Raw genomic sequence first — 7,357 nt, 5'->3', positions numbered from 1 at the left:
CAAGCTCGCCCGCAACGCCATCCGCGCTAGGGGCGCGCATATGCTCTTCCTGCCGCCCTACAGCCCCGACCTCAATCCGATCGAACAGGTCTTCGCCAAACTCAAACACCTGACGCGCGCCGCGGAGCCCCGCGATGTCGAGGCAACCTGGCGAAAGGTCGGAGAACTCCTCGATCTCTTCTCACCCGAGGAGTGCGCCAACTATCTCAAAAACTCAGGATATGTTTCCGTATAAAAACATCACGCTCTAGCTGTCGCCCGAACGCGGGCGCGACGACGTGAAGTGTTCCCGTCATTGCGAGGAGCGATAGCGACGAAGCAATCCATGTCACCGCTTGCGGAGGCATGGATTGCTTCGCTCCGCTCGCAATGACGGAGGGCTACGGGAGTCACTTCTCCCGGAACGAGCGCATGAACTGGTCGCTCAGGGGCTTCATCAGATAAGACAGCATGGTGCGGTCTCCGGTCTGAACAAAAGCTTCGACCGGCATGCCAGGGATGATCTTGACGTCGCCGAGGCGCTTGATCTCGTCCGACGGCATCGAGACGCGGATGGTGTAGAAGCTCTGCCCCGTGCGCTGGTCGGTGGTGACGTCGGCCGAGACGCGGGTGACGACGCCGCTGATCTCCGGCGTAGTGCGCTGATTGAAGGCCGACAGGCGCAGAAGCGTCTTCTGGCCGATCTGCAGCTTGTCGATATCCTGCGGATTGACCTTAGCCTCCGCCGAGAGAGCATCAGCCTGCGGCACGATCATCATGATGGCATCGCCCGCGGTGATCACGCCGCCGACGGTGTGCACCGTCGACTGCAGCACCATGCCGTCCTGCGGTGCGCGGATATCGATGCGGCGGAGCTGGTCTTCGGCGGTCACCTTGCGCTCCACGAATTCGCCGATCTTGTCGTTGGTCTCGCGCAGATCCTTGGAGACCTCGGCCAGCATGTCCTTGTCGACCTGGATGATCTGCAGCTCGGTCTCGGTGATCTTGCCCTTGGCCTGCGCGCGGGCAGCGATGTATTGCGCACGCTCGCCGGCAAGCCGCGCGGCGTCGCGCTCGAGCGTGGTCAGCCGCGTGAGCTGCACGAGATGCTGGTCAAACAGCTGCCGGACGCCGACCAGTTCCTTCTGCACCAGCTCGATCTCCTTGTCCTTGGCAGCCTCCTGCGCCTTCAGACCCTCGATCTCCTCGTTGAGCTGGGTGACGCGCTCGCGCAGTTGCGCCTTCTGGCCGATGCGGCCGTTGACGCGGACCTCGAACAGCTTGGTTTCGCTCGCCAGGACGTCGCGGACGTCGGGATCCTCGGCGCGGTCGGCCAGGGCTTTCGGAAAGGCGATCTTGTCGCGGCCCTGTTGCTCGGCCTCCAGACGCGCCGCGCGCGCATAGAGCCCGTTGAGCGTCTTGACCACGATCGCAAGGCTCGCTTTCACCACCGTCTCGTCCAGCCGCACCACGATATCGCCGGTCTTGACGAGATCGCCGTCGCGCACGCGGACTTCGCCGACCACGCCGCCGGTCGGGTGCTGCACCTTCTTGACGTTGGAATCGACCACCACCGAACCCGGCGCAATCAAGGCACCCGAGATCGGCACAGTAGAGGCCCAGCCGCCGAAGCCGCCCGCCACCACCAGCACGACGACGAGGCCCACGATCAGATGCAGCCGGATCGAGCGTCGCGCCCCGCGCAATTCTTCGCTCATGATTTGCCTCCCGCCTCGGAGACGATCTTGATCGGCGGCGCCGGCGCGACGCGCGGCTGCAGCACCTGCGCCAGCACGGTTTCCTTCGGGCCAAAGGCCTGCATGCGGCCTTCCTTCAGCACCAGGATCTGGTCGACACCTTCGATCCCGATCGGCCGGTGCGCCACCACCACCACAATGGCGCCGCGCTCGCGCGCCGAGCGCACCGCCCGCGTCAGCGCCTCGTCGCCTTCGCTATCGAGATTGGAGTTCGGCTCGTCCAGCACGATCAGGAATGGATCGCCATAGAGCGCGCGCGCCAGCGCGATCCGCTGCGCCTGGCCGGCCGACAGCGCCGTGCCGTGCTCGCCGACTTGCGTGTCGTAGCCCTCGCGCATCTTGATGATCATCTCGTGCACGCCGGCCTCCTTGGCGGCGGCGATGATGTCGTCCGACTTCGCCTCGGAATCGAAGCGACAGATGTTCTGCGCCACCGTGCCCGCGAACAGTTCGACGTCCTGCGGCAGATAGCCAACGTAGCGGCCCAGCACGTCCGGCGACCATTGGTCGAGCGCGGCGCCATCGAGCCGCACCTTGCCGCGAAACGGCATCCACACGCCGACCAGCGCGCGCACCAGCGATGACTTGCCTGAGCCGCTGGGACCGATGATGCCGACGCCACCGCCGGCTTCGAGCGCGAACGCCACTTCGGCCACGATCACCCGCTGGTCGCCCGGCGCCGCAAGCGAGACGGCCTCGACCGACAGCCGCTTCGTCGGCGCCTGCAGCAAGGTCTGAGTGCCGGCCGGTGGCATCTGCTGCAGCAGGCGGCTGAGACGCTGCCAGCTCTGCCGCGCGGCGACAAACGCCTTCCAATGCGCGATCGCGAGATCGATCGGCGCCAGCGCGCGGGCGCTGAGGATGGAACCCGCGATGATGATGCCGCCGGTCGCCTCCTGGAAGATGACGAGATAAGCGCCGACCGCGAGCACCGCGGACTGCAGCATCATGCGCAACACCTTGGCGACCGCGCCGAGGCCGCCGGCGACGTCGCTCGCGCGCTGGTTGCCCGCGAGATAATTCTCATTGGCCTCGCTCCAGCGCCGCTGCAGCCGGCCGGACATGCCCATCGCAACCAGCACTTCGGCATTGCGGCGGCTCGCCGCGGCGAGATCATTGCGACGGGCGGCGAGCGTCATCGCCTCCTTGGCGGGGCGGCGCGACATGAATTCGGTGACCAGCGTCAGCGTGATCAGGATGATCGCGCCGACCAGCGCGGTGACGCCGAGCAGCCAGTGGAAGGCGAAGCAGATCGCCATGTAGAGCGGCAGCCACGGCAGGTCGAAGAACGCGCCCGGCCCCTGGCTGCCGAGAAACGATCTGACATTGTCGAGATCGCGCAATGGCTGCAGGCCTTCGGTGCGATTGCCCATGACGAGCGGCAGGCGCACGATGGTGTCGAACACACGCGCGTTGATCGCCTCGTCCAGCGAGGTGCCGATCCGCCCCAGGATCCGTCCGCGCAGCAGATCAAGCATCCCCTGCGCGATGTAAAGCCCGGCAGCCAGCACGACCAGGCCGACCAGGGTCGGCACGCTCCGGCTCGGCAGCACGCGGTCGTAGACCTCCAGCATGAAGATCGAGCCGGTCAGATAGAGGACGTTGATCACGCAGCTCATCAGGCCGACGCCGATGAAGGCGGCGCGGCAGGCGCGCAGGGCATCGCCGAGTTCGGAACGCCGGACGCCGGGAGCGGCTGCCATGAATGCTTATCTCTGCAAAAAGGGTCAAGTATTGACCACGTTTTACCGATGTTTGTGGCCAGCGTCTATTTATGTCGCGGCAGGCGCATTCTGGTTGCGTTAATTTCGGCACAGTTCCGCACCGCGCAACCGTCCCGGAAGGTTAATGACGGCCCGGCTTCGTAGCCCGGGTGGAGCGGAACGCGCAACCCGGGACAACTGCGTCGGCGTTGGCGAGTGGTCCCCGGGTTACGCTAGCGCTTCACCCGGGCTACGGAGAGAGACTTCGGCGAGCACGCAGCGCGCGATGCGGTCCGGCGCCACCTGTACGGCGGGCGGCAACTGCTCGGAGCAGCGCGGCTGGGCCAGGCTGCAGCGCGGCGCGAAGGAGCAACTGGTCGGCGCGCGGTCGAGCGAGGGCGGCGTGCCCGGGATCGTCTCCAGCCGCTCCCCGCGCTTGGCGCCATGGATGGTCGAGGCGAGCAGGCCCTTGGCGTAGGGGTGGACCGGGGAACGCACGATGCCGCGGAGACTGCCCTGCTCGACGATCTGCCCGGCATACATGACCGCGACGCGGTCGCAGATCTCGATCGCGACCCCGATATCGTGGGTCACGAAGATCACGGACATGCCGAATTCGCGCTGCAATTCGCGCAGCAGCAGCAGGATTTGGATCTGCACGGTGGCATCGAGCGCGGTGGTCGGCTCGTCCGCGAGCAGGATCTTCGGCTTGCAGGCGAGCGCGAGCGCGATCATCGCGCGCTGGCGCATGCCGCCCGACATCTCGTGCGGATAGGAGTCGAGCCGGCGCTTGGCGGAGGGAATGCGCACCACCTCCAGCATCTCGAGCGCACGCGCCGTCGCCTCGCGCTCGCTCTTGCCCTCATGCCGCATCACGGTTTCCGCGATCTGGCGGCCGATGGTGTAGACCGGATCAAGCGCGAGCGCCGGCTCCTGGAAGATCATCGAGACGGTCTGGCCGCGAAAATTCGACAGCGCCTCGTCGTCCATCCCGAGCACGTCCTGTCCCAGCACCTTGACGCTGCCCGAAATCTGCGTCCGCTTCTTCGGCAACAGCCGCATCAGCGCCCGCAGCGTGACGCTCTTGCCGGAGCCGGACTCGCCGAGCAGGCCGAGCACCTCGCCCTCACGGAGCGAGAGGCTCAGATCATTGACGGCGTGCACCGTGCGTTCGCCGGTGAAGCGGATGTTGAGATTCCGGACTTCGACAAGATTGGTCATGCGAGCTTCGGCACCTTGGCGTGGAAATCGGTGGCCCGCTGGAACGCCGCGCCGATGCGAAGCAGCGTGGCTTCCTCGAAGGAGCGGCCGATCAGTTGCATGCCGACCGGGAGCCCCGTGCGGGTGAAGCCCGAGGGGATCGCCAGCGACGGCAGGCCCAGATAGTTGACCGGGCGGGTGAAGCGCGTCAGCCGCTGGATCACCGCCTCGGCGCCAGGGCCGTTGCCGACATCGCTCTCGGCGATCGTCGGCGCAGGCACCGGCGCTGCCGGCGCGATCACGGCGTCCACGCCGGCAACCGCGGCATTGTAGGCCGCAAGTGCGGGGCCGCGCCAGCGCATCGCTTCGAGATAGCTGACGGCGGGAACTGCGAGCCCGTTCTGCAGCCGCATCAACACCTGCGCGCCGTAATCCTGCGGACGCTCGATCATCCAGCGCTTGTGGAAGGCGGCCGCCTCGGCTGCAAGCACGAGCTGGGATGCCGAACTGAGCTGGCGCTGGTCGGGCAACTCGACCTTCATGACTTCCGCGCCCTCCCGCTTGAGAACGGCGATGGTCTCGTCGAGGATGCGCGCCACCTCGGAATCGAGATCGTCGATATAGAAGGCGGTGGGCACGCCGATCTTGAGGCCTTTCAGCGAGCCCTTGGTGGCTTCCAGATAGTCCGGCACCGGCAAGGTCGAGGCGGTCGAATCCTCGGGGTCGCTACCCGCCATCAGGCCGAGCAGCAGCGCGCAATCCTCAGCCGTTTGCGCCAAGGGGCCGACGGTGTCGAGCGATTGCGACAGCGGCATTGCGCCGGCGCGGCTGACGCGCCCGACGGTCGTCTTCAGTCCGGTGACGCCGCAGAAATGCGCGGGCATGCGGACCGAGCCGCCGGTGTCCGATCCCAGCGCCGCGGAGGTCAGCCTTGCTGCGACCGCCGAGCCGGAGCCGGAGGAGGAGCCGCCGGTGATATGAGCTACGTTCCAGGGATTACGGACGGGGCCGTAATGCACATTGTGGCCGGTCGGGCCGTAGGCGAACTCGACCATCTGCAGCGAGCCGAGCCGGATGCTGCCGGCATCCTTCAATCGCTGCAGCGCGGTCGCCGTGGTCTTGGCGACAAAGTCGCGGCGGATCAGCGAGCCGCAGGTCACGACCTTGCCGGCCTCGTAATACATGTCCTTGTGCGCGAGCGGCACGCCGTGCAGCACGCCGCGGCTCTTGCCCTTCGCGAGTTCCGCATCCGCTTGGTCGGCGGCGGCGAGCGCCTGTTCGGATTCGATCGCCATAAAGGCGTTGAGCTTGGGCTGCCACTCCGCGATGCGGTGCAGCAAGGCTCGGGTCACCTCGCGCGAGGAGACTTTCTTGTCGGCGATCGCTTTCGCGACCGCGGTCAGCGACATCAAGGCGAGTTCGCTGCTCATTTCGACACCTTCGCGGTTTGCGCGAGCAGGAAGCTCGCGGGCTCGAGATCGAACGGCAGCGTGCCGGCGACCGGCGCGAAGCCGGCGTAGGCCGGGCTGATCGAATTGGAAATGCGCGCGGCAGCTTCGCCGTCGATGGGCACGCCTGCGACGTCGGCCATCGCCGTAGCTTCCTTCGGACTGGGTTTCGTCATGCCGCCTCTTCCTCCCTTGCCGGTGCGCGGCTGTGCCCCGAGCCCGGAATAGCCATGTAGCACGCCGCCTGATGACCCGTACTATCGAGCGTGGTCAGTTGTGGAGTGGCTTTTGCGCAGAGCGGCTCCGCAAACGGGCAGCGAGTGTGAAACCGGCAGCCCGGCGGCGGATCGATCGGGTTCGGCGGATCGCCCGAGATCGGCGGCACCTCGGTCCGCTTGTCCGGATCGGAGGATGGCATCGCGGCCAGCAGTGCGCGCGTATAGGGATGCGCGGGCTGGTCCCAGACCTTGTCCACCGGGCCGAGCTCGACGACTTCGCCGAGATACATCACCAGCACACGGTCGGAGATGTAGCGGACGACATTGAGGTCGTGGCTGATGAAGAGATAGGTCAGGCCGAACTCGCGCTTCAAATCCGCGAGCAGGTTGAGCACCTGCGCCTCCACCGATTTGTCGAGCGCGGAGACCGCTTCATCCAGAATCACGAGCCGCGGCGACAGCGCCAATGCACGCGCGATGTTGACGCGCTGGCGTTGGCCGCCGGAGATTTCGTGCGGATAGCGGTTGGCGAAGTTTTCCGGCCGCAGACCCACCTTGCCGAGCAGCTCGCGCGCCAGCGCGCGGGCGGCGCTATCTGCCATGCCGTGCACCTTCGGACCGAAGGCGATGGATTCCTCGATGGTGAGACGCGGATTGAGCGAGGCGTAGCTGTCCTGGAACACCATCTGCATGCCCCGGCGCAATTCGCGCAGCGACAGCGCGCGGCCGACCTGCATGCCGTCATAGATGATCTCGCCGGAATCGCGCTTCATCAGGTGCATCAGGAGGCGTGCGGTGGTCGACTTGCCGCAACCGGACTCGCCGACGATGCCGACGGTCTCGCCCTTGGCGATTGCGAAGGAAACGTTATCGACGGCCCGCACGGTCTTGCGCGCGCTGAACAATTCGCCGCGCACCGGGAAGTGCTTGGTCAGGCCTTTCACCTGAAGCAATGGCTGCGCGGCGCCACCGACGTCCTCGATCGGGGTGAGCATGTCGATTGGGTTACTCACGCGGGGCCTCCAGGTTCACCTCTCCCCACCGGGGAGAGG

The 7,357-nt window shown here is 66.4% G+C and carries 7 protein-coding genes; 1 reads left to right on the top strand and 6 read right to left on the bottom strand.

Annotation, left to right across the window (positions count from 1 at the left end; genetic code table 11):
* The coding region (locus YY7_RS0138365) for a transposase (protein WP_028167804.1) at positions 1-235 on the top strand (235 nt) is incomplete at its 5' end.
* A 154-nt stretch (positions 236-389) separates the two neighbouring features.
* Here YY7_RS0138365 and YY7_RS0138360 read toward each other — a convergent pair.
* The 6 genes from YY7_RS0138360 to YY7_RS0138335 form a co-directional block, all read right to left on the bottom strand.
* Positions 390-1,697, bottom strand: coding sequence for an HlyD family type I secretion periplasmic adaptor subunit (locus YY7_RS0138360; RefSeq protein ID WP_028167803.1), 1,308 nt, complete (start codon positions 1,695-1,697; stop codon positions 390-392).
* Positions 1,694-3,439, bottom strand: a complete 1,746-nt coding sequence (locus YY7_RS0138355) for a type I secretion system permease/ATPase (protein ID WP_028167802.1) — start codon at positions 3,437-3,439, stop codon at positions 1,694-1,696. Before YY7_RS0138355 ends, YY7_RS0138360 begins: the two co-directional genes overlap by 4 nt.
* Before the next feature lie 228 nt (positions 3,440-3,667).
* On the bottom strand, positions 3,668-4,660 hold the full coding sequence (locus YY7_RS0138350; protein ID WP_028167801.1) for an ABC transporter ATP-binding protein: 993 nt from the start codon (positions 4,658-4,660) through the stop codon (positions 3,668-3,670).
* Positions 4,657-6,069, bottom strand: a complete 1,413-nt coding sequence (locus YY7_RS0138345; protein WP_028167800.1) for an Asp-tRNA(Asn)/Glu-tRNA(Gln) amidotransferase GatCAB subunit A — start codon at positions 6,067-6,069, stop codon at positions 4,657-4,659. Before YY7_RS0138345 ends, YY7_RS0138350 begins: the two co-directional genes overlap by 4 nt.
* A complete protein-coding gene (locus tag YY7_RS0138340) occupies positions 6,066-6,263 on the bottom strand; it encodes a hypothetical protein (protein WP_028167799.1) in 198 nt (65 codons plus the stop codon). Before YY7_RS0138340 ends, YY7_RS0138345 begins: the two co-directional genes overlap by 4 nt.
* Complete coding sequence (locus YY7_RS0138335) at positions 6,260-7,300, bottom strand: ABC transporter ATP-binding protein (protein ID WP_028167798.1); 1,041 nt, start codon at positions 7,298-7,300, stop codon at positions 6,260-6,262. Before YY7_RS0138335 ends, YY7_RS0138340 begins: the two co-directional genes overlap by 4 nt.
* Between the last annotated feature and the right edge of the window lie 57 nt (positions 7,301-7,357).

Source organism: Bradyrhizobium elkanii WSM2783 (assembly GCF_000472865.1).
Taxonomy (GTDB): Bacteria; Pseudomonadota; Alphaproteobacteria; order Rhizobiales; family Xanthobacteraceae; genus Bradyrhizobium; species Bradyrhizobium elkanii_A.
This window is presented reverse-complemented; position numbering and strand designations above follow the sequence as displayed.

What these genes read in the sequence shown, in the direction of transcription:
- YY7_RS0138360 (WP_028167803.1), bottom strand. Translation starts at nt 1,697, where the DNA reads ATGAGCGAAGAATTGCGCGGGGCGCGACGCTCGATCCGGCTGCATCTG.
- YY7_RS0138355 (WP_028167802.1), bottom strand. Translation starts at nt 3,439, where the DNA reads ATGGCAGCCGCTCCCGGCGTCCGGCGTTCCGAACTCGGCGATGCCCTG.
- YY7_RS0138350 (WP_028167801.1), bottom strand. Translation starts at nt 4,660, where the DNA reads ATGACCAATCTTGTCGAAGTCCGGAATCTCAACATCCGCTTCACCGGC.
- YY7_RS0138345 (WP_028167800.1), bottom strand. Translation starts at nt 6,069, where the DNA reads ATGAGCAGCGAACTCGCCTTGATGTCGCTGACCGCGGTCGCGAAAGCG.
- YY7_RS0138340 (WP_028167799.1), bottom strand. Translation starts at nt 6,263, where the DNA reads ATGACGAAACCCAGTCCGAAGGAAGCTACGGCGATGGCCGACGTCGCA.
- YY7_RS0138335 (WP_028167798.1), bottom strand. Translation starts at nt 7,300, where the DNA reads ATGCTCACCCCGATCGAGGACGTCGGTGGCGCCGCGCAGCCATTGCTT.